This is a genomic window from Pararhizobium antarcticum (assembly GCF_001885585.1).
Taxonomy (GTDB): Bacteria; Pseudomonadota; Alphaproteobacteria; order Rhizobiales; family Rhizobiaceae; genus Pararhizobium; species Pararhizobium antarcticum.
In genome coordinates this window covers 19,953-46,153 of sequence record NZ_LSRP01000107.1, presented here as the reverse complement: position 1 = coordinate 46,153, position 26,201 = coordinate 19,953, and the positions used below count along the sequence as shown (strand labels likewise).

At 60.3% G+C, this 26,201-nt stretch carries 22 protein-coding genes; 16 read left to right on the top strand and 6 right to left on the bottom strand.

The window, feature by feature from the left end; all coding sequences use genetic code 11:
* Positions 1-12: 12 nt before the first annotated feature.
* On the bottom strand, positions 13-480 hold the full coding sequence (locus AX760_RS18600) for a peroxiredoxin (protein WP_071834489.1): 468 nt from the start codon (positions 478-480) through the stop codon (positions 13-15).
* 349 nt (positions 481-829) lie between these two features.
* Between AX760_RS18600 and AX760_RS18595 the strand changes: the two genes are divergently transcribed.
* The 5 genes from AX760_RS18595 to AX760_RS18575 all read left to right on the top strand — a co-directional run bounded on the left by AX760_RS18595 (position 830) and on the right by AX760_RS18575 (position 7,911).
* Positions 830-4,228, top strand: a complete 3,399-nt coding sequence (locus AX760_RS18595) for a YhdP family protein (RefSeq protein ID WP_071834488.1) — start codon at positions 830-832, stop codon at positions 4,226-4,228.
* Positions 4,229-4,401: 173 nt separating this feature from the next.
* Positions 4,402-5,304, top strand: a complete 903-nt coding sequence (locus AX760_RS18590; RefSeq protein WP_175552097.1) for a metal ABC transporter substrate-binding protein — start codon at positions 4,402-4,404, stop codon at positions 5,302-5,304.
* Positions 5,301-6,200: a manganese/iron ABC transporter ATP-binding protein gene (locus tag AX760_RS18585; protein WP_071834486.1), complete on the top strand. Its 900-nt coding sequence runs from the start codon at positions 5,301-5,303 to the stop codon at positions 6,198-6,200. The genes AX760_RS18590 and AX760_RS18585 overlap by 4 nt, the downstream gene beginning before the upstream one ends.
* Positions 6,197-7,057 (top strand): metal ABC transporter permease, encoded by an 861-nt coding sequence (locus AX760_RS18580; RefSeq protein ID WP_280950785.1) that lies wholly within the window; start codon positions 6,197-6,199, stop codon positions 7,055-7,057. Before AX760_RS18585 ends, AX760_RS18580 begins: the two co-directional genes overlap by 4 nt.
* Positions 7,054-7,911, top strand: coding sequence for a metal ABC transporter permease (locus AX760_RS18575; RefSeq protein ID WP_071834484.1), 858 nt, complete (start codon positions 7,054-7,056; stop codon positions 7,909-7,911). Before AX760_RS18580 ends, AX760_RS18575 begins: the two co-directional genes overlap by 4 nt.
* Before the next feature lie 40 nt (positions 7,912-7,951).
* On the opposite strand, the gene AX760_RS18570 is transcribed toward AX760_RS18575, so the two are convergent.
* Entirely contained in the window at positions 7,952-8,401 is a 450-nt protein-coding gene (locus AX760_RS18570; protein WP_175552095.1) for a Fur family transcriptional regulator, read from the bottom strand.
* A 161-nt stretch (positions 8,402-8,562) separates the two neighbouring features.
* Positions 8,563-9,816 (bottom strand): tyrosine--tRNA ligase, encoded by a 1,254-nt coding sequence (tyrS, locus tag AX760_RS18565; protein ID WP_071834483.1) that lies wholly within the window; start codon positions 9,814-9,816, stop codon positions 8,563-8,565.
* 136 nt (positions 9,817-9,952) lie between these two features.
* On the opposite strand from tyrS, the gene AX760_RS18560 reads away from it, so the two are divergent.
* Positions 9,953-11,116, top strand: coding sequence for an anhydro-N-acetylmuramic acid kinase (locus AX760_RS18560; RefSeq protein WP_071834482.1), 1,164 nt, complete (start codon positions 9,953-9,955; stop codon positions 11,114-11,116).
* A gap of 133 nt (positions 11,117-11,249) precedes the next feature.
* On the top strand, positions 11,250-12,440 hold the full coding sequence (locus AX760_RS18555) for a GGDEF domain-containing protein (RefSeq protein WP_071834481.1): 1,191 nt from the start codon (positions 11,250-11,252) through the stop codon (positions 12,438-12,440).
* Between the two features lie 57 nt (positions 12,441-12,497).
* Here AX760_RS18555 and AX760_RS18550 read toward each other — a convergent pair whose 3' ends face one another.
* Positions 12,498-13,175, bottom strand: coding sequence for an alpha/beta hydrolase (locus AX760_RS18550; protein WP_071834480.1), 678 nt, complete (start codon positions 13,173-13,175; stop codon positions 12,498-12,500).
* A 227-nt stretch (positions 13,176-13,402) separates the two neighbouring features.
* Between AX760_RS18550 and AX760_RS18545 the strand changes: the two genes are divergently transcribed.
* The 9 genes from AX760_RS18545 to AX760_RS18505 all read left to right on the top strand — a co-directional run bounded on the left by AX760_RS18545 (position 13,403) and on the right by AX760_RS18505 (position 22,910).
* On the top strand, positions 13,403-14,569 hold the full coding sequence (locus AX760_RS18545; protein WP_071834624.1) for a cysteine desulfurase family protein: 1,167 nt from the start codon (positions 13,403-13,405) through the stop codon (positions 14,567-14,569).
* A 145-nt stretch (positions 14,570-14,714) separates the two neighbouring features.
* A complete protein-coding gene (sufB, locus tag AX760_RS18540; RefSeq protein ID WP_071834479.1) occupies positions 14,715-16,184 on the top strand; it encodes a Fe-S cluster assembly protein SufB in 1,470 nt (489 codons plus the stop codon).
* A gap of 74 nt (positions 16,185-16,258) precedes the next feature.
* Positions 16,259-17,017: a Fe-S cluster assembly ATPase SufC gene (gene sufC, locus AX760_RS18535; protein WP_071834478.1), complete on the top strand. Its 759-nt coding sequence runs from the start codon at positions 16,259-16,261 to the stop codon at positions 17,015-17,017.
* 10 nt (positions 17,018-17,027) lie between these two features.
* Positions 17,028-18,302, top strand: a complete 1,275-nt coding sequence (gene sufD / locus AX760_RS18530) for a Fe-S cluster assembly protein SufD (RefSeq protein WP_071834477.1) — start codon at positions 17,028-17,030, stop codon at positions 18,300-18,302.
* A 56-nt stretch (positions 18,303-18,358) separates the two neighbouring features.
* Positions 18,359-19,600 carry a cysteine desulfurase gene (locus AX760_RS18525; protein WP_071834476.1) on the top strand — a complete coding sequence of 414 codons (1,242 nt, stop codon included), beginning with the start codon at positions 18,359-18,361 and terminating at the stop codon, positions 19,598-19,600.
* A 10-nt stretch (positions 19,601-19,610) separates the two neighbouring features.
* Entirely contained in the window at positions 19,611-19,991 is a 381-nt protein-coding gene (locus AX760_RS18520; RefSeq protein ID WP_071834475.1) for an SUF system Fe-S cluster assembly protein, read from the top strand.
* Between the two features lie 110 nt (positions 19,992-20,101).
* Entirely contained in the window at positions 20,102-20,494 is a 393-nt protein-coding gene (sufA, locus tag AX760_RS18515; protein WP_071834623.1) for a Fe-S cluster assembly scaffold SufA, read from the top strand.
* Between the two features lie 110 nt (positions 20,495-20,604).
* A complete protein-coding gene (locus tag AX760_RS18510) occupies positions 20,605-22,476 on the top strand; it encodes a PAS domain-containing sensor histidine kinase (RefSeq protein ID WP_071834474.1) in 1,872 nt (623 codons plus the stop codon).
* Between the two features lie 14 nt (positions 22,477-22,490).
* Complete coding sequence (locus tag AX760_RS18505) at positions 22,491-22,910, top strand: response regulator (protein WP_175552094.1); 420 nt, start codon at positions 22,491-22,493, stop codon at positions 22,908-22,910.
* Positions 22,911-22,962: 52 nt separating this feature from the next.
* Here AX760_RS18505 and gcvP read toward each other — a convergent pair whose 3' ends face one another.
* Entirely contained in the window at positions 22,963-25,827 is a 2,865-nt protein-coding gene (gene gcvP, locus AX760_RS18500) for an aminomethyl-transferring glycine dehydrogenase (RefSeq protein WP_071834472.1), read from the bottom strand.
* Complete coding sequence (gene gcvH / locus AX760_RS18495; protein ID WP_071834471.1) at positions 25,827-26,189, bottom strand: glycine cleavage system protein GcvH; 363 nt, start codon at positions 26,187-26,189, stop codon at positions 25,827-25,829. Before gcvH ends, gcvP begins: the two co-directional genes overlap by 1 nt.
* Between the last annotated feature and the right edge of the window lie 12 nt (positions 26,190-26,201).

Genomic DNA, 26,201 nt, shown 5'->3' with positions numbered 1-26,201 from the left:
CCCGTCAACGGCTCAGAGCGCCTTTGCGGCATCGAGAACCGCCTCGGCATGGCCGGGCACCTTGACCTTCTGCCACACACTGGCCAGATTTCCGTCCTTGTCGATCAAAACCGTCGTGCGTTCGACACCCATGTATTTTCGGCCGTACATGCTCTTTTCCACCCAGACGCCATAGTCTGACAGCGTGGCTTTTTCTTCATCCGATGCCAGGATCACGGAGAGCGCATGCTTTTTTGCGAACTTGTCGTGGCTTTTCACCGAATCAGGTGACAAGCCGATGATCACAGCGCCTGCCGCCTCGAAATCAGCGGCAAGGCTGGTGAAGGCGATCGATTCAGCCGTGCACCCACTTGTATCGTCCTTGGGATAGAAGAACAGGACCACGGCCTTTCCCTTGAACTCCGCGAGCGAAACCGTTCCGCCCCCGTCCCGGGGCAGCGTGAAATCAGGGGCGGATGCGCCAATGGTCAGTTCGGTCACGAAAATTCCTTTCTTGGACAGTATCGTAGCGCCTCTACGATGTCGGTTCCGGATAGCAATTTCATACGCGTCTGAATGCAATGCGGATCTCGACAGCGTTTTGACAGGGATCAGATGCAAGCACCAGAGTTTGATTGCCGAGTCCACGGCGTTTGACTAGTGTTTCCAGGCATTGTCTTCAAAGAATGCCGGTCGTTTCCACCTGTTGGTTGTGTCGCTACGGCGGAAGATCTCCGGCGCCGGTTAGCGCCAGGATGGCGTTTTTAGGCGCAGGACAGGTTTCGGGCATGGTGAAACGTGCAGAATGCACTATGTCCGGGTTTGATTTTGCGGGAGGCTCACCGGCTCTATGAACGAAATACCCAGCGAAAAGGTCAGCTTTCGCAAGCAAGATATTGTTGCGCTGCATTCGTTGCCGTCGGCGCAGGCGCATGATCCCTGCATCCTGTATGCACCGCCGCCGCGCGGACGGATCTGGCGTGTCTGCAAGGGTATCATCTATCTGGCGATGGTCGGGGTGTTTCTGTTTGCCGGCCTTTTGGCAACGATCGAAAGTGGCGCACTTGATGCGACCTTGAATGCCCGCGCGCAAAAGGCATTGAATGCCGCACTGGGCGACGCCTATCACGCCGATGTCGAAAGCACCGTGTTGCGGCTGACGATGAGCGGCGCGCTGGCGCTGAAAGCGCAAAATGTGGCACTGGTTGTAAACCTCTCCAACAAGCGACTGGTCACGACGGAGTCCGTATCGATCGAACTGGATGCTCTGGCCTTGCTGCGCGGCAGGGTCGCTGTCTCCCGGCTCGAGGCGGACGGCGTGATGCTCGACCCGGCGCTGCTGCCGCAGGGCCGGCCAATCGATCTGACGGCCCTGCGCATCGCCAAGGTCGGCGAGGGGCTCGAAGGTGTGTTCGCGCAGATCGATCGCATTTCGCAACTGATCGCCCGCAGCAACACACAGGTTGTGCGGATCTCCGACGTGAAACTCTCGTTTGCCGGACCACGTGCGCGCGTTATTCCTGTTGTCATCGAAGCACTCGACTTCAATCGGGCGCGCGACGGTTCGATGCAGATTTCCGGCCAGGTCCAGATTGCCGGCGAAGCCAGCGCGTTGACGCTCGAAGCGGCCAGCAAGGATGGACGAATCGTCAGTCTGGCGGGCAGCGGCACGAGTATGCCGCTGACGCCTTTCCTCTATCGCCCGCAAACCGGGCCTGAACAGGCTTTCGGGATCGTTTCTGGCGCCGACCTCAGCATCAATGCCATTCGTGCCGGCGACGGCACGAAGCCCTCCATGCAGATCAAGGCGCAGATCGGTGAAGGCCTGTTTCACGCCGGTGGGCTGACCTCCGACCTGAAAACATCCGACATTGTGCTCGCCTATGATTTTGAACGGCATTCGATCGAAGTTCTTCCGTCCGCACTCAATTTCGGCCGGTCGTCGTTTCCCTTTACCGGGGCCGTCAGCGACATAGAGGCGTCTGGCGGGATTGCTCCCAGCGGCTTTGTGCTGGACCTCTTGCTGCAATCGGCCAGCGCCGCGCCCACAGATGTGACCGATCGACCGTTGATTTTCGACGCCAAGGCGCGGGGACATTTTCTCACGGCCAGCCATGAACTGCTGTTCGACGAATTAACGGTTTCCAGCGCCATGGGCTCTATTGCCGGTTCGCTGGCGATGACTTTTGGCGAAACATCGCCGCAGATCAGCTTTGTCGGGCTCACAGACCGTGTGCAATCTGCGGCCGTCAAACAACTCTGGCCATGGTGGATCGGCAAGAATGCGCGTCGATGGGTGATCGCCAACGTCTATGGTGGCATCGCGCGCAATGCGAGGCTAGAGGTTTTCCTTCCCCAGGGCCGGATCAGCAACAACGTCGGTCCGCTGCAACTCAGTGGTGGCGAACTGAATGTCAGTTTCGATATCGAGGACGCGCGGGTCAGTCTCGCCGGAGACATTCCACCGCTGCGCGACGCCTCGGGGCGCTTGACGCTCAGGGGCGAGTCCATGGATGTCGAGATCAAGGGCGGGACGGCCTATTTCCCGTCCGGCCGGGCTGTGCGCCTGGCCGGCGGCAATTTCCAACTGCCGGATGTGCATGAAAAGCCGCTGATGGCGGAAATGAAGGTCGAGGTCGCGGGTGAGGCGGATGCCATCGCCGAACTGGTCAGTTATCGGCCGATCCGTGCGCTGCAGCGTACATCTTTCAAGGTGGAGGATTTTTCCGGCCCGATGACGGCGCTGGTCGGCGCCCGCTTCGGTCTCGTCATGGCGCAGAAACCGCCGCCGCCACAATGGCAGACGGAGATGGTCCTGAATGGCGTGACCTTGAACAAGCAGATTGCCGGGCGTGACATTTCGGATATCCGAGGCACGTTGCGGGTTGATCAGAACCAGGCTGTCCTGGATTCCAAAGCCATGATTGACGGCATGCCCATGACGCTTGCCGTCGTCGAACCCGTCGGGGCGGAAAGCCGCGTCAAGCGGAAGAGAGAGATATCGGGTACGCTGAACGGCGATGCTGTGCGAAAAATTGCACCGGCTTTGTCAGGCATTGTCGAGGGTTCGGTCGGTGTGAATCTCTCGATCGACGAGACGGACACGCAGACCGTGTCGCTGGATCTTGCCCGTGCCTCCCTTTCCTTTCCCTGGGTCGGCTGGTCGAAAGGACCGGGGATCGGAGCCAAGGCGGAATTCTCGGCAGCGACACGGGACGGTACGACAACGATCAGTGATTTTTCCCTGTCCGGTGACGGGTTCGGTGCGCGCGGCCAGATGCAGATCGACAAAGCCGGCTTGCATACGGCTCGCTTTACATCGGTGCGTCTCGCGGCCGGCGACAATTACGCCGTCAATGTTGCCCGGCAGAAGGGTGGCTACAGCATGGATGTCCAGGGCTCATCCGCCGATGTCCGGCCGGTGATCGAGCAATTGCGCCGGCCGTCGGAGAGCGCCAAGGCTGCGGGAGATGGCAAGAGCGTCACGATCGAGGCGCGTCTTGATCAGGTCCAGGGCTTTCACAACGAAACCCTGTCGAGTGTCAAATTTACCTACAAGGCCCGCGGCCGCGAGATCCGTGGGCTAGACCTGTCGGCGATCACCGACAGTGGCCAGGCGGTTGTTGCCAAACTTGTCGGCGGGGCGGCGGACAACACGCTGGAGCTGACCAGCGGCGATGCCGCTTCGCTGGCGCGCTTTGCGGACATCTACAGCAATATGCGCGGCGGTCTTCTCAACCTGAAACTGCGCGACCGCGGCGCCGGGTCCTGGCGGGGTGCCGTCGATATCCGGAACTTTACCCTTGTTGACGAAGACCGGCTGAAATCCATGGTTTCGACGCCGGCCGACGCCAACGGGCGCAGCCTCAACCAGGCTGTCAAGCGCGACATCGATGTCAGTACCGCCCGTTTTGAACGCGGCTTTGCCGAACTTCTGCTCGATCCGGGTTCGGTGCGTGTCGATCGTGGTGTGGTGCGCGGCACCGATATCGGCGCGACGTTCCAGGGGACCGTCCATGATGCCAGGGGCAATATGGCCATGACAGGCACATTCATGCCGGCCTATGGCCTGAACCGGCTGTTCGGCGAACTGCCGCTGATCGGCGCGATCCTTGGAAATGGTCGCGATCGCGGCCTGCTGGGCATCACCTTCAAGCTGGATGGTCCCTACAAGAAGCCACAACTGACGATCAACCCGCTGTCGCTCATCGCACCGGGCGTCTTCCGCAGCATCTTCGAGTTCCAGTGAGAGCAATCGGCATTTGCAGTTGAGCGAGGCCCGATCACCCGGGACGACGCCGATCATCGCAGACGGCACGCCTTGTGCGACTTCGTTGCCCTTGCAAAAAACTTCAGGCCGGCTATAGATGCTGTTGCAACTCATTCGCAACAAGGAAGTTCGCCACAATGCCTTTTCGCTCCATGCAGCATATGTTCATCGGAATGGCTGGCGCACTGGCGCTGTGCCTGAGCGGAGGGGCGGCAGTCGCGCAGGAAAAATTCAAGGTGGCGACGACCTTCACCATCATTGCCGACATGGCGAAAAACGTGGCGGGCGACGCTGCCATCGTCGAATCGATCACCAAACCAGGCGCGGAAATCCACAATTACTCGCCGACACCCGGCGATATCCAGCGGGCACAGGGCGCACAGCTGATCCTCTGGAACGGCCTCAACCTCGAACTCTGGTTTGAAAAATTCTTCCAGAACCTGCGCGACGTTCCGAGTGTCGTCGTTTCAACGGGGATCGAGCCGATGAGCATCGTCGAGGGCCCCTATGAAGGCAAACCCAATCCCCATGCCTGGATGTCCCCGGACAATGCGCTGATCTACGTGGACAATATCCGCGATGCGCTGGCCAAATACGATCCGGCGAATGCAGACACCTATGCCGCCAATGCGAGCGCCTACAAGGAAACGATCAAGGCGACCATCGCGCCGATTCGCCAGAAGCTCGAGGCTATCCCGCAGAACAAGCGCTGGCTGGTGTCGAGCGAGGGGGCTTTCGCCTATCTGGCCCGGGATTTCGGCCTCCAGGAACTCTATCTCTGGCCGATCAATGCCGACCAGCAAGGTACGCCGCAGCAGGTGCGCAAGGTGATTGATGGCATCAGGGCCAACAAGATCGGCGCTGTGTTCAGCGAGAGCACGATTTCCGACAAGCCTGCCCGCCAGGTCGCCCGCGAAACCGGCGCGCTTTACGGCGGCGTGCTTTATGTCGATTCGTTGAGTGAGGCCGATGGACCTGTGCCGACCTATCTCGATCTGCTGCGGGTGACGTCGGACACCGTGGAAAAGGGCCTGGCCCAGGGAACATCGCAATGAATGCCAACGTCACAGGTTTGGCAACACCCGCGCCTTCGGATGCAGAGGGCAATCCCGGACTGGTCGTGCGCGACGCGTCCGTCACCTATCGCAATGGACATACCGCCTTGCGGAATGTCAGCTTCGAAATTCCCACCGGCACGATCACCGCGCTGGTCGGCGTCAACGGGTCCGGCAAGTCGACGTTGTTCAAGGCGATCATGGGCTTTGTCCGCCTCGCCAAGGGTGACATCCGCATTCTCGGACTGCCGGTGGAGCAGGCGCTGAAGAAGAACCTGGTCGCCTATGTGCCGCAGAGCGAGGACGTCGACTGGAACTTTCCCGTGCTGGTCGAGGACGTCGTCATGATGGGGCGCTACGGCCATATGGGCATGTTGCGGATCGCCAAGGCCGCTGACCGGGAGGCGGTCTCGACGGCCCTAGAGCGGGTTGGCATGAGCGAATACCGGAAGCGGCAGATCGGCGAACTTTCCGGTGGCCAGAAAAAACGTGTTTTCCTGGCGCGCGCCCTTGCCCAGGACGGGCGGATGATCCTCCTCGACGAGCCCTTTACCGGCGTCGACGTCAAGACGGAAGACGCCATCGTTGGCTTGCTGCAGTCCTTGCGCGACGAGGGCAGGGTGATGCTTGTGTCCACGCACAATCTCGGCAGCGTGCCGGAATTCTGCGATCGCACCGTGCTGATCAAGGGCACGGTCCTTGCCTATGGTCCGACGAACGAGACCTTTACCCAGGCCAATCTCGAAAAGACCTTTGGCGGTGTCCTGCGACATTTCGTGCTGAATGGTCCAAACGGCGGCGCCCATCGGCCGACCGGGTTCCTCAGCGATGACGAACGTCCCCTGGTCCTCTACCAGGACGACGGAGCTGGCAGCGCTAGCGGCGGTCGCGACTGATGGCGCTGCTGCTCGAACCTTTCACCTACAACTACATGGTCAACGCCATGTGGGTCTGCGCGCTCGTCGGTGGCGTTTGCGCCTTTCTTTCCTGCTACCTCATGCTCAAGGGCTGGTCGCTGATCGGTGATGCGCTTTCGCATGCGATCGTTCCCGGCGTCGCAGGGGCCTACATGATCGGCCTGCCGTTTTCGATCGGTGCATTTTTCTCCGGCGGTCTTGCCGCCGCGGCGATGCTGTTTCTCAACCAGCGCACCAAGCTGAAGGAGGATGCCATCATCGGCCTGATCTTTTCCTCCTTCTTTGGCCTGGGCCTGTTCATGGCATCGCTGTCTCCGATGTCCGTCAACATCCAGACCATCGTGCTCGGCAATGTCCTTGCCATCACGCCGGAGGATACGCTGCAGCTCGCTGCAATCGGGATCGTCTCGCTGGCTATACTACTGGTCAAATGGAAGGACCTGATGGTCGTGTTCTTCGATGAAACCCATGCCCGTTCGATCGGTCTCAATCCGACGGCCCTGAAGATCCTGTTTTTCACGCTCCTATCCGCCTCTACCGTTGCCGCCCTTCAGACCGTCGGCGCTTTTCTGGTGATCTGCATGGTCGTTACTCCGGGAGCGACGGCCTATCTGCTCACCGACCGCTTTCCGCGGCTTTTGATCATTGCGGTGGCGATCGGCGCGATCACCAGCTTCGTCGGCGCCTATGTCAGCTATTTTCTCGACGGAGCCACCGGCGGCATCATCGTCTGCCTGCAGACCCTCGTTTTCCTCGCTGCGTTCCTTTTCGCGCCGAAGCACGGCATGCTGGCGGCCCGGCGCCGGGCCCGGCTGACGGTGGAGACCGGACCATGACCCTGCTCGAAACCCTGCTTGCACCCTTCCAGTTTGAATTCATGGTCAATGCGCTGGTCATTTCCGTGCTGGTTGCCGTGCCGGCCGCCCTGCTGTCGTGTTTTCTCGTGCTCAAGGGCTGGTCGCTGATGGGCGATGCGATCTCCCATGCGGTTCTGCCGGGCATCGTCATCGCCTACATCGTCGGCCTGCCGCTAGCGGTCGGCGCCTTTGCAGCCGGCATGACCTGCGCCGTGGCGACGGGCTTCCTGAAGGACAACAGCCGCATCAAGCAGGATACGGTGATGGGCATCGTGTTCTCGGGCATGTTTGGTTTTGGACTGGTGCTCTACGTCAAGATCCAGTCCGACGTGCATCTCGACCACATCCTGTTCGGCGACATGCTCGGCGTCGGCTGGCGTGATATCGCCGAGACCGGGCTGATTGCGTTTCTTGCCAGCGCGATCATCCTTGTCAAATGGCGGGATTTGCTTTTGCACGCCTTCGACCCGGCGCAGGCGCAGGCGATCGGCCTTCCGGTGCGGCTGCTGCATTACGGCCTGCTGTGCCTGATATCGCTGACCATCGTCGGCGCATTGAAAGCCGTCGGTCTGATCCTGGCGATTGCGGTGTTGATCGCACCGGGGGCCATTGCCTTCCTGCTGGCCCGGACGTTCCAGGGCATGCTCGTTCTGTCCGTGCTGATCGCCACCGTTTCCGCCTTCTTCGGTGTATATCTCTCATTCTTCATCGACAGCGCACCGGCTCCAACCATCGTCCTGTTGATGACAGCAGCGTTCATCATCGCCTTCGTGGTGTCGACGCGCAAGGCAGCGCAAACCGAAACCGACGCCAGCGAAACAACGGTTGGATGAACGGCCACGCGCCGTCACCGGGAGATGAAGCGCCGCAGTGTCACGGCTTGATCGGGCGGCGGGGGGCCTTGCCGTCCAGCGGCTTGACGTAGATTTCCAGCCTGTGGCTGACGATGGTGAACCCGTGCCGGCGGGCGATCTCTTCCTGGAGACGCTCGATCTCGTCCGATCGAAATTCGGTAACTTCGCCGGTTTCTATATTGATGAGGTGATCGTGGTGTTCCTGGGCTGCGGGCTCGTAGCGGGCACGCCCGTCGCCAAACGTATGCCGCTCGAGTATGCCCTTGTCCTGCAGCAGCTTGACCGTCCTGTAGACCGTGGCGATGGATATGCGCGTGTCGACTTCGCTGACGCGGCGATGCAGTTCGACAGCGTCAGGATGATCGGTCGCACCTGAGAGCACCTTCATGATCACCTGCCTCTGGCCGGTCATGCGCAGGCCTTTTTCCTTGCAAAGGCGTGTGATTTGCTCGCTGGATTGCATCGACATGGGACTCGGGCTTCTCAAATGATCCGGTTCGCTGGATACAAACCGGTCTCAACCTTCGATCTATCGCAGTTGCGCGCGAAATACAAAATTCCGCATGCCAAAACGATCATACAGGACAGGCACACGCCGCCGTCGCAACGCTTTTGCCTGAAACGACGCCGTCAGGCCGGTCGCACGAGAATGTGCTTTTTCTTGCCAAGCGACAGCTTGATCACGCCATCTGCCGTGACGTCACCGGACCCGATCATCGCCCTGTCGTCGCTGACAGCTCGGTCGTTGACGCGAACCGCTCCGTCTTTCATGAACTGCCGGGCCTTGCCATTGGATTCGGCCAGCCCCGCACGGACGAGCAGCGCGAGAATGCCGATGCCGGCGCCGAGCTCCGCTGCCGGAACCGTGATCGACGGCAGGTCGTTGGCCAGTGCGCCTTCTTCGAAGGTCTTGCGGGCGGTTTCAGCAGCCTGTTCGGCAGCCGCACGGCCGTGCAGCATGGCGGTGATCTCGGTCGCCAGGATCTTCTTGACCTCGTTGATCTCCGCACCACCAAGCTGCGACAGGCGGGCGATCTCGTCCATCGGCAGTGTCGTGTAGAGTTTCAGGAAGCGCGACACATCGGCATCCTCGGTGTTGCGCCAGTATTGCCAGAAATCATAGGCAGACAGCATGTCCGGGTTCAGCCAGACGGCGCCGCTCATCGATTTCCCCATTTTCGCACCCGACGCGGTGGTCAGAAGCGGAGAGGTCAGCGCGTATAGCTGCGGCGTTCCCATGCGATGGCCAAGATCGATGCCATTGATGATGTTGCCCCACTGGTCGGAACCGCCCATCTGCAGCCGGCAGCCGGTGCGCTTGCTGAGTTCGACGAAATCATAGGCCTGCAGGATCATGTAGTTGAATTCGAGGAAGGACAGCGACTGCTCGCGCTCGAGCCGGGTCTTGACGCTGTCAAAGGCAAGCATGCGGTTGACCGAGAAATGACGGCCGACATCGCGCAGGAATTCCAGATAGTTGATGCCGAGCAGCCAGTCGGCATTGTTGATCATCAGCGCCTCCTTCGGGCCTTCGCCGTAGGACAGGTAGTTGGAAAACACCGTCTTGATGCTGGCGATGTTTGCGCCGATCGTCTCAGGTGTCATCAGTTGCCGGGCTTCGTCCTTGAAGGAGGGATCGCCGACCATGCCGGTGCCGCCGCCCATCAGCGAGATCGGCCGGTGACCGGTCTTCTGCAGCCAGTGCAGCATCATGATCTGGATCAGGCCGCCGGCATGCAGGCTCGGTGCCGTCGGATCGAAACCGATATAGGCCGTCACGGTTTCCTTGGCAAACAGCGCATCCAGGCCGGCATCGTCGGAGGTCTGGTGGATGAAGCCGCGCTCTTTCAGCGTGTGCAGGAAATCGGACTTGAACTCGGACATGATCTGTCTCTCTTGGCTGGTTGTTGCAGTGGACGGATTTTTTAGTGCTTGTTGGATATTGGCGGGCCGTTTAGCACTGTTTTCGCCAGATTACATCTGTTTGCATCGCGTTTATTGCGGAAGGAAAGACGCTTTCATGGCGGAAATCAAGACGGCGATCGGCCTGATGAGCGGAACCAGTCTGGACGGCATCGACGTGGCCCTGCTGCGCACGGACGGGCGCGGCCATGTGGAGCAGGGACCGTCAATGGGGATCGCCTATGATCCGGTCTTTCGAAATCGTCTGAAGCAGGCGCTTGACGATGCCAAGGCGATTGTGGAGCGGTCGCAGAGGCCAGGCGTTCTGGCCGATGTCGAAGAGCAGCTGACGTTACGGCATGCTGACGCCATTGACCGATTTCTGAAAGAGAACAGCATTTTGCCGGGAGATGTCGATGTTGTCGGGTTCCACGGGCAGACGGTGTTGCACCGACCGGATATGGCGCTGACGGTTCAACTTGGCGACGGTCAATTGCTGGCGCGGAAAACGGGCATCGCCGTCGTCTATGACATGCGCGCCAACGACATGGTTCATGGCGGGCAGGGGGCGCCGCTCATTCCGGTCTATCACGCGGCGCTGGCAGCGATGCTGTCGACCACTGCCGCCATTCGCGGCCCGGTGACCTTCGTCAATATCGGCGGCATTTCCAATCTGACATTCATCGGCACAGATGGCGCGATCATCGCCTATGACAGCGGCCCGGGCAACGCGCTGATTGACCAATGGGTCGAGGCGCATGCCGGCATTCCCTATGATCAGGGCGGCATGATCGCCAGCGAAGGCGGTGTGATTGCGGCGCTGAGCGATCGCTACCTCTCGAACGCATTCTTCACGGCCCGGAAACGCCGCTCGCTGGATCGCAACGATTTCCAGCCGCCGGAAGGATGCGAGGCCAGCCTTGCCGACGGTGCGCGCACGCTCGCCCATGTCACAGCGGCCGCAATCCTGAAATCGGCTGGCCATCTGCCGGAAGTGCCGAAAACCTACATCATCTGTGGCGGTGGCCGCCTCAATAGGATCATCATGGCGGATCTTTCTGCTCTGGCGGCTCAGCAAAACGCCGTTGCAATCCCGGCTGAAACGGTCGGTCTCAATGGCGATACGATGGAGGCGGAAGCCTGGGCGTATCTGGCCGTTCGCTCTCTGGCTGGCCTGCCGCTGACGCTTCCAGGCACGACCGGCGTTCGCGAGGCGGTCAGCGGTGGCGTTTTTGCCGCCGTCGATCCGACAGCATCCGTGGCGCCGATGCCCGGCGGTTAACGGTTCTTTTGCCGGCGTGAGGTAGACTAAAGCCGTTCTGAATGTAGGCATTTCGTTCGACCGGGGGCTTGTCGAGCGGTGTCGCCATCAGGACGGAGGCTTAGCACTTTGCAAAGCCAAGCCAGGTGGACGCATGAGCGGCGCTTTTTTTCTTTTGACGGTCAACTTTCTCATCGCGCAGCTTTTCTGCGTGTTTTTCCTTGTGATCGCAAAACGCAGCCGTATTCCCGAAGCGGGCCGCTGGTTTGCGCTGTCTTTTGCCGTTGCTTCGCTGTCTGCCGTCTTTGAACTTGTTGTCCGCTTCGCGGATTTCGACAGGCTTGCAAGTTTTGGCGCCTTTTCATCGGTGCTGGCGGCGCTGTTCATGATCCGCCTCGGTATCGGCCGGCTTTATTCCATGCCGGTCAACATCGTGCTCTCCGGCTGGTTCATTGCGGTATCGCTGGCCGTCAATCTGATGATCTTCGACATGCCGCGCAGCACGCTGCAGCATGCACTGGGCTATCAGATGCCTTTTTTCGTGGCCGCCATAACCGGTACGCTTGCGGTTTACAGGTCGGGGCGGCGCGAAAAGCCGGATATCCTTTTGATGGTCCTCCTGACAATGACCGCGGTGCAGTTCCTTTTGAAGGTCTATTTCATCGTCACCTTTGGTGCCGGTCGCGACGCCCAATCCTATCTGGCCAGTGCCTATGCCCTGATCTCGCAGAGCCTGAGCGCCGTGCTGGTCGTATCGATCGGCCTGACGCTGCTTGCGGTCCTGGTTGTCGAGATCATGGATGACGCCAAGGCGAGATCGGAGACCGATCTTCTGTCGGCGCTTTTCAACCGTCGCGGTTTCAACGAACGTGTCGGCAGGATTCTTGCCCGTCCGGTCGCCGCACATCCGCATTGCATCGTCGTCTGTGACATCGACCACTTCAAGATGGTCAACGATACGCATGGCCATCAGGCCGGCGACCAGGTCATTGCTGCCTTCGGTGCCATGCTGAAGGAACGCGCACCGTCAGATGCCATCTGCGGGCGTCTTGGCGGTGAGGAGTTCGCAATTTTCCTGCCAAGCGCCAGCGAAACCGTCGGCTATCTTTTTGCGCAGGGCTTGCGCAGCACATTTTCCAGCCTGCGCATACCGGGCATTTCCGAAGACGAACGGCTGACGGCGAGTTTCGGCGTCTGCGAACGCGTTGATTCGAACGATCCAATCGCCGACGTCATGGAGCGTGCGGACGCAGCGCTCTATAGCGCCAAGAAGAGCGGCCGCAACCGGGTGAACCGGGCCAGCGACGTGGAGCCATCCTGGGGGGACAGGCAGTCCCAGCTTTGAGCATCCATGGAAAAGGCCGGATCGCTCCGGCCTTTTTTCACGTTTGGACAAATCGTTTCAGCGGATCCGCTTGGCTGCGGGTTCCGGCGTGAGTTCGCCGGCAAGGCGCCGATCCAGATAATCCTCGCATTCGGCCATCAGCGTATCCACCTGACCGTTGAAGAAGTGGTTTGCGCCCGGCACCGTCTTGTGGGTGATCAGGATACCCTTCTGTGCCTTCAGTTTGTCGACAAGACCGTTGACATCCTTTTCCGGTGCAACCTTGTCAAGGTCGCCATTGATGATCAGGCCGGAGGACGGGCAGGGCGCGAGGAACGAGAAGTCATAGGTGTTGGGCTGTGGCGCGATCGACATGAAGCCTTCGATTTCCGGACGGCGCATCAGGAGCTGCATACCGATCCAGGCGCCGAAGGAGTAACCGGCAACCCAGCAGCTTTTCGAATCGGGATGCAGGCCCTGCACCCAGTCCAGCGCAGAGGCAGCATCCGACAGTTCACCGGCGCCATGGTCGAATTCGCCCTGGCTGCGGCCGATCGAGCGAAAGTTGAAGCGCAGCGTCGTAAAGCCGCGCTTCTGGAACATGTAGAACAGCTGGTAGACGATCTGGTTGTTCATCGTGCCGCCGAACTGCGGATGCGGATGCAGAATGATCGCGATTGGCGCGCTTTTCTGCTTGGAAGGCTGGTATCGGCCTTCGAGACGACCGGCGGGTCCGTTGAAAATGATTTCGGGCATTGGCTCTCCGGGCATGTTTTCGATGCTAAATGCACTTCCGACTGATGATCTGTCTTGACGAAAGCAGTCAGGTTTTTTAAAACGCAGTTTAGAACCGTTCAAAACTTTGACACGGGCTTTCCGTGGCGAGTGTCGTCTCTTACGGCAAGCAGACCGAAAAATTCAAGGAAAATGCGCCAGCTGCGAACCTTTACCTTAAGGGCCGGCATGATTGGTGCAGGGACTTCATGGTCGCATCGCGTATCTATATGGACTGGAATGCCACGGCGCCGCTCAATGAAGCCGCGCGCTCGGCCCTCCTGTGCGCGCTCGACATGGACGGCAATGCGTCCTCCGTGCATGCCGAAGGTCGCAAGGTCCGCATGCTGATCGAGAGTGCCCGCCGGGACGTGGCGCAGCTATGCGGTGCGCAAGCCTCCGCTGTCGTTTTCACAAGCGGTGCGACCGAAGCCGCCAATGCCGTCCTGACGCCGCATTTCCGCATGGGCCGCACGCCGCTGGCGATCGGCCATCTCTATGTATCCGCCATCGAGCACCCGGCGATTCGCGAGGGTGGCCGCTTCACAAGCGCTGATGTCAGCGAGATTGCCGTGACGCCGCAGGGCACGATCGATCTGGTCGCGCTCGAAACGGCCCTTGCCGCCCATGACCGGGCGACGGGCCTGCCGATGGTCGCGGTGATGCTGGCCAACAACGAGACCGGCATCGTGCAGCCGATTGCGGCTGTCGCGTCGATCGTCAAGGCTGCCGGCGGCATTCTGGTCGTCGATGCGGTGCAGGCGGCCGGGCGTCTGCCCATTTCCATGGACGATCTCGGCGCGGATTTCATCATCATCTCGTCGCACAAGATCGGCGGCCCCAAGGGCGCCGGGGCGCTTGTTGCGCGCGGCGAAGCCCTGATGCCGGCGGCCCTGATGCGCGGCGGCGGCCAGGAAAAGGGGCACCGCTCGGGCACCGAAAACATGGCCGCGATCGCCGGCTTTGGCGCGGCCGCACGGGCTGCCTCTGATGGCATAGCGATGCGGGCAGCAACCTTGTCGGCGCAGCGTGACCGGCTGGAAGCAGCGATGCTTGCGGCGGCCCCCGATGTGCTGATACACGGCCGGGATATCGAGCGCCTGTGCAACACCAGTTTTTTCAGTCTTCCGGGCCTAAAGGCCGAGACGGGGCAGATCGCGTTCGATCTCGAAGGGGTCGCGCTGTCTGCGGGCTCGGCCTGCTCTTCCGGCAAGGTTGGCCAGAGCTACGTGCTGTCGGCGATGGGTTTCGATCCGCAGCTCGGCGCCTTGCGCCTTTCGATCGGTGCATCCACGACGGATGCCGAGATCGATCGCTGTGCGGGTGTTTTCGCCAAGGTCGCAGGGCGTCGCCGGCTTTCGGGGGCTGCGGCATAGGCAGGCAATAATTCGCGGAAATCCAGGTTTCCGTTGGGCAAGCAGGGTGAAAATCGCCCTCGAGCCACTACATAGACGGTACAACGAACATTGTATCGTGTTGACAAGCTGCCGGACCTTGTATCCGGCTTGATTGGAGAACGACATGGCTGCTGTGCAGGAAACAATCGATCAGGTCGCCCTGATCGATGTCGACCAGTACAAATACGGGTTTGAGACAACCATCGAAATGGACAAGGCACCAAAAGGCCTGTCCGAAGACATCATCCGCTTCATTTCTGCGAAAAAGCAGGAGCCGGAATGGATGCTGGAATGGCGTCTTGACGCCTATGAACGCTGGCTGACGATGCAAGAGCCCGACTGGGCCCGCGTCGATTATCCGAAGATCGATTTCAACGATATCTATTTCTACGCGGCGCCGAAGAGCACGCCCGGTCCGACCTCGATCGACGATGTCGATCCGGAACTGCTCAAGGTTTACGAGAAGCTGGGTATTCCGCTGCGTGAGCAGGAAATCCTTGCCGGCGTGAAGACGTCGAAGATCGCCGTCGATGCGGTGTTCGATTCGGTCTCGGTTGTGACCACCTTCAAGGAAGAGCTGAAGAAGGCCGGCGTGATCTTCATGTCGATCTCTGAAGCCGTACGCGAGCATCCGGATCTGGTGCGGAAATATCTCGGCTCGGTGGTTCCGCCGACCGACAATTATTACGCGACGCTGAACTGCGCGGTCTTCACCGACGGTTCCTTCGTCTACATCCCGAAGGGCGTTCGCTGCCCGATGGAGCTGTCGACCTATTTCCGCATCAATGAAAAGGGCACCGGCCAGTTCGAGCGCACCCTGATCATCGCCGAGGAGGGCGCCTACGTCTCCTATCTCGAGGGCTGCACGGCGCCGCAGCGCGACGAAAACCAGCTGCATGCGGCTGTCGTCGAACTCGTTGCGCTTGACGATGCCGAGATCAAGTATTCGACCGTCCAGAACTGGTATCCGGGCGACAAGAACGGCAAGGGCGGCATCTACAACTTCGTCACCAAGCGCGGCGATTGCCGTGGCAACCGCTCGAAGATCTCGTGGACGCAGGTTGAGACGGGTTCGGCGATCACCTGGAAATATCCGTCCTGCATCCTGCGCGGCGACGACAGCCGCGGCGAGTTCTACTCGATCGCGGTGTCGAACGGCTATCAGCAGATCGACAGCGGCACCAAGATGATCCATCTCGGCAAGAATACGTCGAGCCGCATCGTCTCCAAGGGCATCGCCGCCGGCTTCAGCCAGAACACCTATCGCGGCCAGGTCTCGACCCACCGCAAGGCATCGAACGCCCGCAACTTCACCCAGTGCGATTCGCTGCTGATTGGCGACAAGTGCGGCGCCCACACCGTGCCCTATATCGAGGCGAAGAACTCGACGGCGCAGTTCGAGCATGAAGCGACGACGTCGAAGATTTCCGAGGACCAGCTGTTCTACTGCCTGCAGCGCGGCATTCCGACGGAAGCGGCGATCGCGCTGATCGTCAACGGCTTCGTCAAGGAAGTCATCCAGGAACTGCCGATGGAATTTGCGGTCGAAGCGCAGAAACTGATCGGGATTTCGCTGGAAGGCTCGGTGGGCTAAGCGGCATCACAACTTGAACCTGATGCGCAACGTCTTGCGCACGATGTTTATTCTGTTCCCAAAGGGAAGACGAAATGCTTGAAATCAGAAACCTCCATGCCCGCATCGCCGAAGACGGCACCGAGATCATTCGTGGTCTGAACCTCACCGTAAAGGCTGGCGAAGTGGCTGCCATCATGGGCCCGAACGGGTCCGGCAAGTCGACGCTCTCCTATATCCTTTCGGGTCGTAGCGACTACGAAGTGACAGAAGGCGACATCCTCTACAACGGCGAGAGCATTCTGGAGCTCGACCCGTCCGAGCGCGCTGCCAAGGGTATTTTCCTGGCCTTCCAGTATCCGGTCGAGATCCCGGGTGTCGCCACGATGCAGTTCCTCAAGGTCGCCCTGAACGAGCAGCGCAAATTCCGCGGCGAGGCCGAGCTTTCGACACCGGATTTCATCCGTCGCGTCAAGGAAGCGGCCGCCAAGCTGCAGATCAACCCGGAGATGCTGAAGCGTCCGCTCAACGTCGGCTTTTCCGGCGGTGAGAAGAAGCGTGCCGAAATCCTGCAGATGGCGCTTCTGGAGCCAAAGCTTTGCATTCTCGACGAAACCGATTCGGGCCTCGACATCGATGCGCTGAAGATCGTGTCTGACGGCGTCAATGCGCTGCGCTCGCCGGATCGTGCCGTGATCGTCATCACCCACTATCAGCGCCTGCTCGAATACATCGTGCCGGATAGCGTCCACGTCCTCTACAAGGGCCAGGTCATCAAGTCGGGCGACAAGTCGCTGGCGCTCGATCTCGAAGCCAATGGTTATGCCGACATCATCGACGCGGCAGCGGCTTGAGGAGAAACCCATGAACATCCAGACAGCGATCAAGATGACCGCGGCGGAAACGGCGCTGGTCGATGCCTATACCGCGCAGATCGGTGATCTGATTGGCGATGGTGCCGTGCTTTCGGCCCGCGACACGCTGGTCGACGACCTGAAAAAGCAAGGCCTGCCGACGCGGCGCGTGGAAGCCTGGCACTATACCGACCTTCGCGCGCTGCTGCGCACTGTGCCCGTCGCCGACCCGACGGCCTTTGCCGAGCGGGTCGAGCCGCTGGTCGCCGGATCCTCTGTTATGACCGTGCTCAACGGCAAGGCGGATGACAAGACAGCGCCTGTTGGCGTCAATGTCCGCCGCTACGCCGAAAGCCTGGCCGACGGCGTTGCCGCACCCGACCTGATCGAGCGTGGGTCTGACGATGCGATCGGCCGGATCAACGGCAGCTTCGTGCGCGACGGTTTCGAGATCGAATTGCCTGAAGGCACAGAACTCGAAGTGCCGCTCGAACTGCAACTCGTCCAGAGCCTCGGCCAGAGCCACACGCGTTTCCCGGTTACCTTCGGGGCAGGCACCAAGGCGACCATCATCGAGCGGCATCTGTCCGTCAGCGATGAGGCCAGCCTTGTCACCTCCGTCACCGATCTCATTCTGGATGAAGGCGCCGACATCACCTGGATCATCCTGCAGCAGCAGGGGGCAGCCGACAGCCATCTCGCACAGATCAATTTCGATCTCGGCACGAATGCACAGCTGAAGCTCTTCGTCATCAATGCCGGCGGCAAGCTGGTGCGCCAAGAGATTCATGGCGTGGTGACCGGCGAAGGTGCCGACTTCAAGCTACGCGGCATCAACCTGCTTGGCGGTGAGACCCATACCGACGTGACCTTCACGCTCGGCCATGATGTGCCGAACACGACGTCGACGGAAGTCATTCGCAACGTTTTGTTCGACCGCGCCAAGGGCGTGTTTCAGGGCCAGATCCGGGTTGCTCCGGATGCACAGAAGACCGATGCCAAGATGGCCTGCAACACGTTGCTGCTCTCGGACGATGCCGATTTTTCGGCCAAGCCGGAGCTGGAAATCTTCGCCGACGACGTCCAGTGCGGCCACGGTGCAACCGTGATCGATATCAACCCGACGCATCTCTACTATCTGCAGGCGCGCGGCATTCCCGAAAACAAGGCGCGCGCCATGCTGGTCAACGCCTTTGTCGACGAGATCGTCGAGGAACTGGAAAACGAGGCGCTGATCGAGACGCTGGAAACGATCATTGCCGACTGGCTGGAAAAGCACGCCTGACCCGGCCCTGCGGATTTTTCCGCACGGTCATTATTGTACGCTGATGGGACGCTGACATGGAACATACTGTACCGGTGCCTGCCTACGACGTCGAAGCGATCCGCAAGGATTTCCCGATCCTGTCGCGGAGCGTCTATGGCAAACCGCTTGTCTATCTCGACAATGGCGCGTCGGCGCAGAAGCCGCAGGTGGTCATCGACGCCGTGTCGAACGCCTATTCGAACGAGTATGCCAATGTGCACCGGGGTCTGCATTTCCTGTCCAACGCCGCAACCGATGCCTATGAAGCGTCCCGGGAGAAGGTGCGGCGGTTCCTGAACGCACCCTCGGTCGACAACATCGTCTTCACCAAGTCCTCGACCGAATCGATCAATGCGGTGGCCTATGGCTACGGCATGCCCAAGATCGGCGCCGGTGACGAGATCGTCCTGTCGATCATGGAGCATCACTCCAACATCGTGCCATGGCATTTCATCCGCGAGCGGCAGGGGGCAAAGCTGGTCTGGGCTCCCGTCGATGATCAGGGCGCCTTTCACATCGATGATTTCGTCAAATGCCTGACCGACAAGACAAAGCTTGTGGCTATCACCCACATGTCCAACGCACTCGGCACAGTTGTTCCGATCAAGGAAATCTGCCGCATTGCCCATGAGCGAGGTATCCCGGTTCTCGTCGACGGCAGCCAGGCCGCCGTGCACATGCCGGTCGATATGCAGGACCTCGACTGCGACTGGTACGTGATGACCGGCCACAAACTCTACGGCCCCTCCGGCATCGGCGTGCTCTATGGCAAGGCCGACAGGCTGAAGGAGATGCGTCCGTTCATGGGCGGCGGCGAGATGATCGTCGACGTTTCCGAGGATGGCGTGACCTATAACGAACCGCCACATCGCTTCGAGGCCGGCACACCGCCGATCGTCCAGGCGATCGGGCTTGGTTATGCACTCGATTATATGGAGATGATCGGGCGTTCCGCGATCGCCGCCCATGAGGCGGATCTCGCCGCCTATGCCCATCAAAGGCTCACGGGGATCAATTCGCTGAAGATCATCGGGACAGCGCCGGGCAAGGGTGCTATCTTTTCCTTCGAACTCGAAGGCATTCACGCCCATGACGTGTCGATGGTGATCGACCGGGCAGGGGTTGCGGTGCGGGCTGGCACCCATTGCGCCCAGCCGCTCTTGAAACGTTTTGGCGTCACCTCCACATGCCGGGCATCCTTCGGCCTCTACAACACGCGCGCCGAAGTCGACGTGCTGGTGGATGCGCTGGATCATGCCCGCACATTCTTTGCGTAAGGAACAGACCATGAGCCTTGATACGACCGAAGACAAGATCGACGTGCGCGCCGGCATCGTGCATTCCGCCATTCCCGCCGACGAACTGGCACGTCTCAGCGACGATGTCATTTCCGCGCTGAAGACAGTGTACGACCCGGAAATTCCGTCCGACATTTTCGAACTTGGCCTGATCTACAAGATCGATATCGAGGACGATCGCATGGTGAAGATCGCCATGACTCTAACGGCGCCCGGCTGCCCGGTTGCCGGCGAAATGCCGGGCTGGGTCGAAAATGCCGTTGGCTCCGTCGAAGGTGTCTCGGGCGTCGAGGTCTCGATGACCTTCGATCCGCCATGGACGCCGGACCGCATGTCGGAAGAGGCACAGGTGGCCGTCGGCTGGTACTGAGGTTGGCGGATAAACAGGCTGGCGCCATATTGATCCTTTAACGGTCGGCCATTACATTTAGAACATGAAACGTCAGGCCTTGAACCTGATCGTGAATGGAGATGCGGCCGATGGCCTTTGCAGTGATGACTTTGACGGATGCAGCCGCTGGCCGTGTCAGCGCAATCGTGGACAATGCCGGTGGTGACGCCCGGGGCATTCGTGTCGGGATCAAGAAGGGCGGTTGCGCAGGCATGGAATATGCCATCGACATGGTGACGGAACCGAACCCGAAGGACGATCTGATCGAGCATAAGGGCGCCAAGGTCTGGATCGCTCCGGAGGCCGTGCTCTATCTTCTCGGCACACAGATGGACTTCGAGGTCACGACGCTGCGTTCCGGCTTCACGTTCCACAACCCGAACCAGACATCCGCCTGCGGTTGTGGCGAATCCGTGGAACTGAAACCCGCTGACCTTGCAGCGCTGGCCGCCCAGGGCGGAGCCGTCGTTCAGGCAGGTTGATCATAACTCTTCCATAAATTGAAAAAGTGAGATGGGGACCGGTATGCGCCGGTCCCTTTTTCTGTTCTTATGGTCGGCGATCAAGGGCTGATGGAAGGCTGAGACCGGAAATGCAGGATCATTTCGCCAGGGCGCTTTACGAAATGTTTCCGGAACCTGTCGTCGTGGTCGACAGGCAGAGAATGATCCTTTCCCTCAACGAGGCTGCGCTCAGGCAGTTCGGCTTTGGCGAAGAAGAACTGCTGGGTCAGCCTGCATCGATCCTCTACGCCACCGAGGATGATTACGCGGCCTGTCTCAACAAGCGCAATGTCGAGAATGATCCCAGCCCCATTACAGAAGCCATATATGCGTTCAAGCGCAAGGACGGGACCGTTTTTTCCGCCCGGCTTCGCTCGACCCGCGTCGATGGGCCTGATGGGGAGAGCTTGGGCTTCATCGGCGTCATTCATGATATTTCCGATATTTTGAAGCTCGACAAGGCACGCCGGAATGCGCGCAAGATTCTCGACACGGCGCTTGGTGCGATACCGGAGGGGTTTGCCATCTTCGACAGCGAAGAGCGGCTGATGGTCTACAACGAGGCCTATCGCCGCGTCTGCGGCCCGGCCGGACCCTTTCTGCATCTGGGGATGACGGCTGCGGATATCATCCGGATCGCCTATGAGGGCGGCCACTATCCCGAGGCGCCGCTCGGTTCGCCGCTGGCGGCGGAGTGGATCGAGAGCCGCCTGTTCGACTTCCGCAACCCGACGGGACATGCCAAGGTTTTCCCCTATGCCAACAATCGCTGGCTGCGCGTCGAGAATTTCAAGACCAAGGACGGCAACACGATCGCCCTGCGCATCGACGTCACAGCGATGAAGCAGACCGAACTGGCGCTGGAACGGCAAAGGCAGGAATATCTGTCGCTGCTGCAGAATATACCGGACCTTGTCGGTCGCTTCACGCCCGACCGTCAGGTGCTGTTCGTGAACCGCAACTATGCCGATTTCTTCGGGACGACGCCGGAGGCCATGGTCGGGACCGATCTGCTGGACCATGTGCCGGAACGCATGAAAGAACCAACGCGCCTGGCTTTCGACACCGTCCTGCCGGAAGAAGGGATACGCTCGAAGGAAGTTCTGCATGTCCGTCCTGGCCGACCGGAGACCTGGATCCTGTGGTCCCTGCTCGCCGTCTTCGACGGAACGCGCGTCTCAGAGGTCATTTCCGTCGGCCGGGACATCACGATGCAGATGCAACAGCAGGAACGGATCACCCGGCAGACCTTGGAACTGCAGCGCAAGAACGATGCCCTGAACCAGTTCACCGGGACGGTGTCACACGATCTGAAGGCACCATTGCGGCATATCGCGATGTTCTCCGACATGATCAACGACGACCTCCAGGCCGGAAATCTCGAGGATCTGCCAAGCTACGCGGTGCATCTGCGCCAGAGCGCGCGCCGCATGGACCGCCTGATCGAGAGCCTGCTTGATTATTCGCAGATTGCCTACCAGATCGGCAACTGGGCCCTTGTTCCGCTGTCGGACGCCGTCACGGACGCGATCCTCAATCTCGGCAGCCTGATCAGGGCCGCAGATGCGCGGGTCGATGTCGGCGACCTGCCGGTGATCCGTGGAGACGCCGAGTTGCTGAAGCGGCTGGCACAGAACCTGATCGGCAATGCCGTCAAATATCGACGTCCCGATACCAAACCGGTGGTTCGCGTCTATGGCGAAAGCAGCACCGATACCGATTATCTGCATGTCGAAGACAATGGCATCGGAATCGACCCGCGATTCGCGGGCAAGATTTTCGACGTGTTCCAGCGGCTGCACCGCGACGAGAGCGTCTATCAGGGGACGGGTATCGGACTTGCGCTGGCAAAGCGCATCGTCGAGAGCCACAACGGCAGAATAGAACTTGACACAAGCTTCACCGGAGGCGCACGATTCACTGTCGCTTTTCCGAAAGACAACGGCTCCGCGAAGGAATGATCTTGGACAGCAGATTGAAAAAACTGCTCGTCGTCGATGATGACGTTATAGATGCCCGCTTTGTCGTGCGCGCCTTTTCCGAAGTCGGTGGTCGTCTTGAAATCATCCATGTCGATGATGCCGATATCGCCAGCCTGCGCTTGACGGACGAAGCCTTCGACTATGTCCTGCTTGACATCAACATGCCCGGCATCAGCGGCATGGAACTTCTGAAGCGCATTCGCAAGAATGAAAAGACCGCGATTCTACCGGTCATTATGCTGACCTCCTCGATGAACCCCCGCGACGTGTCCATTTCCTATGCCTGCGGCGCCAACGCCTACGCCCTGAAGCCTTCGTCGGTCAGTGGTTACCGTACGTTTGCAGAGGGTTTCACCCGCTTCTGGGTGGATGTCGCGATTACGCCCGCGCCAACGACGGCTTGGCCGATCTGAGCGTTGACCGGGCAGCAGAAAGGGCGCCGGAGCGCCCTTTCTGTCAGCCTGGCTATTCTGCCGCTTCGGCATAGTCCTCGAGCGGCGGGCAGGTGCAGACGAGGTTCCGGTCGCCGTAGACATTGTCCACCCTGTTGACCGGCGACCAGTATTTGTCGACACGGAAGGCGCCGGGCGGGAAGCAGGCCTGCTCGCGTGAATAGGGACGGTCCCATTCCCCGACCAGGTCTTCGACCGTGTGCGGCGCGTTCTTGAGCGGATTGTTGGTCCTGTCCATACGCCCTTCCTCGATGGCACGTGCTTCCTCGCGGATTGCCAGCATCGCATCACAGAAACGGTCGAGTTCAGCTTTCGTTTCGCTCTCGGTCGGCTCGATCATCAGCGTTCCAGCGACGGGCCAGCTCATTGTCGGCGCATGGAAACCGCAGTCGATCAGGCGTTTGGCGACGTCGTCGACCGTCACACCGGCGCTGTCGACGAGGGGCCGCGTATCGATGATGCATTCATGCGCGACACGCCCGCGGGCCGACTTGTAGAGTACCTCATAGGCGCCCTTCAGGCGGGCCGCGATATAGTTGGCATTGAGGATCGCCACCTTGGTCGCCTGCGTCAGGCCTTCGCCGCCCATCATCAGGCAATAGCTCCAGGAGATCGGCAGGATAGAGGCCGATCCGAAGGGGGCTGCCGACACGGCGCCGTCGCCGCCATCGGTCTCGGGATGCCCGGGCAGATAGGGGGCAAGATGCGCCTTGACGCCGATCGGCCCCATGCCGGGACCGCCGCCGCCATGCGGAATGCAGAATGTCTTGTGCAGGTTGAGATGGCTGACGTCGGAGCCGATGTCGCCGGGACGGGCGAGCCCGACCATGGCATTCATGTTGGCGCCGTCCATATAGACCTGACCGCCGTTCTGGTGGACGATCTCGCAGACCTCGCGAACGTTTTCTTCAAAAACGCCATGCGTCGAGGGGTAGGTGATCATGCAGCAGGACAGATTGGCTGCATATTGCCCGGCCTTTGCCCGGAAATCCGCCATGTCGATGTCGCCATTGTCACTGACCTTGACGACGACGACTTTCATGCCTGCCATCTGTGCGGACGCCGGATTGGTACCATGTGCCGAGGTCGGGATCAGGCAGACGTCACGATGCACGTCGCCATTGGCGATGTGATAGGCGCGGATCGTCAGAAGGCCCGCATATTCGCCCTGCGCACCCGAATTCGGCTGCATCGAAATTGCGTCATAGCCGGTGATCGTGCAGAGTTTTTCGCCCAGATCGGTGATCATGTGGCGATAGCCCTCTGCCTGGTCGACCGGCACGAAGGGATGGATCTCCGCAAATTCCGGCCAGGTGATCGGCAGCATTTCGGCCGTCGCATTCAGCTTCATCGTGCAGGAACCAAGCGGGATCATCGAGCGATCCAGCGCAAGGTCCCTGTCGGACAGACGCCGGATGTAGCGTGTCATCTCGCTTTCCGCGCGGTTCATGTGGAAGATCGGATGGGTCAGGTACTCGCTGGTGCGCAGAAGGCTCTTCGGCAGGCGATAGCCCGGCTCGAAATCGGCAACCTGGAAATCGCCGCCGAAAGCCCGCCAGACGGCTTCAAGCGTAACCGGCCGCGAACGCTCGTCGAGGCTGATGCCGATCTTGGTGGTGCCAATCCGGCGCAGATTGACCTCTTGCGCCACGGCAGATTTGAGGATGACGCTCTGCAGCCTGCCGACATCGACCGTAATCGTGTCGAAGAAGACATCGGGCTCGACGGTGTAACCGAGTTTTTCGAGGCCCATGGCAAGGCGAACAGTCTTCTGGTGGACGCTCTGGGCAATGGCCTTGATGCCCTGTGGACCGTGGAAGACCGCATACATCGAGGCCATCACGGCGAGCAGGACCTGCGCCGTGCAGATGTTCGAGGTCGCCTTTTCGCGGCGGATGTGCTGCTCGCGGGTCTGCAGCGACAGGCGATAGGCGCGATTGCCGCGGCTGTCGACGGAGACGCCGACGAGACGACCGGGCATGGAGCGCTTGTACACGTCCTTGACCGCCATATAGGCGGCATGCGGACCACCATAACCGACCGGCACGCCGAAGCGCTGGGTGCAGCCGATGGCAATATCGGCGCCCATGTCGCCCGGTGACTTGAGCAGCGCCAGGGCCAGCGGATCGGCCGCCACGACGGCGATCGCGCCTTGCACATGCAGGTTCGAGATCAGGCCGGAGACGTCGCGGACATGACCGTATGTTCCCGGATACTGGAAGATGGCACCAAAAACGGCGGCCGGATCGAGGTCGGCAAAGGGGTCGCCGATGACGATCGTCCAGCCAAGCGGCTCGGCACGGGTCTTCAGCAGGGCAATCGTCTGCGGATGGCAGTTTTCATCGACGAAAAACGCCGTTGCCTTGGATTTTGCGACCCGCTCGGCCATTGCCATGCCTTCTGCGGCAGCCGTTGCCTCGTCCAGAAGCGATGCGTTGGCGACGTCGAGCCCCGTCAGGTCGCAGACCATCGTCTGGTAGTTGAGCAAAGCTTCGAGGCGTCCCTGGCTGATCTCCGGCTGGTAGGGCGTGTAGGCCGTGTACCAGGCCGGGTTTTCCAGGATGTTGCGCTGGATGACCGGCGGGGTGATCGTGCCATAATAGCCCTGGCCGATCAAAGAGACGAGTTTCCTGTTGCGGTTCGCCGTCTCGCGCATAGTGTCGAGGGCCTCGCGCTCGGTCATAGCCGGCCCCCAGGCCAAGGGCTCCGTCTGGCGGATGGACGGTGGCACGGTGTCGTCGATCAGCGCGTCGAGGCTCTCATAGCCGAGAACGGCGAGCATCGCAGCCATCTCGCTGGGCGAGGGCCCGATATGACGCCGATTGGCAAAATCATAGGGCTTGTAGTCGGTGAAGGTGAAATCGGCCGCAGTCGTCATTACGCGATCAACTCCTTATATGCGGACTCATCCAGAAGCCCGTTGGCCGCCGACGGATCGGACAGTTTCAACTTGAAGAACCAGCCGGCACCCTGCGGGTCGCTGTTGACCAAGGACGGGTCATCGACGATGGCTTGGTTGACGTCGACGATCTCGCCATCCAGCGGACAATAGACATCCGAGGCGGCCTTGACCGATTCGACGGTTGCCGACGTATCGCCCTTTGAAAAGCTTGCTCCGGCATCTGGCAGTTCGACAAAGACCAGATCCCCCAGTTGCTCGGCTGCGTGGCTGGTAATGCCAACGGTCGCGATACCGTCTTCGATGTTCAGCCATTCATGTTCGTCTGTAAATTTCAGCATCGGACGGGTTCT

Excerpts from the sequence above, each read along its gene's own strand:
- AX760_RS18510 (WP_071834474.1), top strand. The coding sequence starts at position 20,605 with ATGCAGGATCATTTCGCCAGGGCGCTTTACGAAATGTTTCCGGAACCT.
- AX760_RS18575 (WP_071834484.1), top strand. The coding sequence starts at position 7,054 with ATGACCCTGCTCGAAACCCTGCTTGCACCCTTCCAGTTTGAATTCATG.
- AX760_RS18550 (WP_071834480.1), bottom strand. The coding sequence starts at position 13,175 with ATGCCCGAAATCATTTTCAACGGACCCGCCGGTCGTCTCGAAGGCCGA.
- gcvH (WP_071834471.1), bottom strand. The coding sequence starts at position 26,189 with ATGCTGAAATTTACAGACGAACATGAATGGCTGAACATCGAAGACGGT.
- AX760_RS18570 (WP_175552095.1), bottom strand. The coding sequence starts at position 8,401 with ATGTCGATGCAATCCAGCGAGCAAATCACACGCCTTTGCAAGGAAAAA.
- AX760_RS18520 (WP_071834475.1), top strand. The coding sequence starts at position 19,611 with ATGAGCCTTGATACGACCGAAGACAAGATCGACGTGCGCGCCGGCATC.
- AX760_RS18595 (WP_071834488.1), top strand. The coding sequence starts at position 830 with ATGAACGAAATACCCAGCGAAAAGGTCAGCTTTCGCAAGCAAGATATT.
- sufD (WP_071834477.1), top strand. The coding sequence starts at position 17,028 with ATGAACATCCAGACAGCGATCAAGATGACCGCGGCGGAAACGGCGCTG.
- AX760_RS18525 (WP_071834476.1), top strand. The coding sequence starts at position 18,359 with ATGGAACATACTGTACCGGTGCCTGCCTACGACGTCGAAGCGATCCGC.
- sufA (WP_071834623.1), top strand. The coding sequence starts at position 20,102 with ATGGCCTTTGCAGTGATGACTTTGACGGATGCAGCCGCTGGCCGTGTC.
- AX760_RS18545 (WP_071834624.1), top strand. The coding sequence starts at position 13,403 with ATGGTCGCATCGCGTATCTATATGGACTGGAATGCCACGGCGCCGCTC.
- tyrS (WP_071834483.1), bottom strand. The coding sequence starts at position 9,816 with ATGTCCGAGTTCAAGTCCGATTTCCTGCACACGCTGAAAGAGCGCGGC.
- sufB (WP_071834479.1), top strand. The coding sequence starts at position 14,715 with ATGGCTGCTGTGCAGGAAACAATCGATCAGGTCGCCCTGATCGATGTC.
- gcvP (WP_071834472.1), bottom strand. The coding sequence starts at position 25,827 with ATGACGACTGCGGCCGATTTCACCTTCACCGACTACAAGCCCTATGAT.
- AX760_RS18585 (WP_071834486.1), top strand. The coding sequence starts at position 5,301 with ATGAATGCCAACGTCACAGGTTTGGCAACACCCGCGCCTTCGGATGCA.
- AX760_RS18590 (WP_175552097.1), top strand. The coding sequence starts at position 4,402 with ATGCAGCATATGTTCATCGGAATGGCTGGCGCACTGGCGCTGTGCCTG.
- sufC (WP_071834478.1), top strand. The coding sequence starts at position 16,259 with ATGCTTGAAATCAGAAACCTCCATGCCCGCATCGCCGAAGACGGCACC.
- AX760_RS18560 (WP_071834482.1), top strand. The coding sequence starts at position 9,953 with ATGGCGGAAATCAAGACGGCGATCGGCCTGATGAGCGGAACCAGTCTG.
- AX760_RS18555 (WP_071834481.1), top strand. The coding sequence starts at position 11,250 with ATGAGCGGCGCTTTTTTTCTTTTGACGGTCAACTTTCTCATCGCGCAG.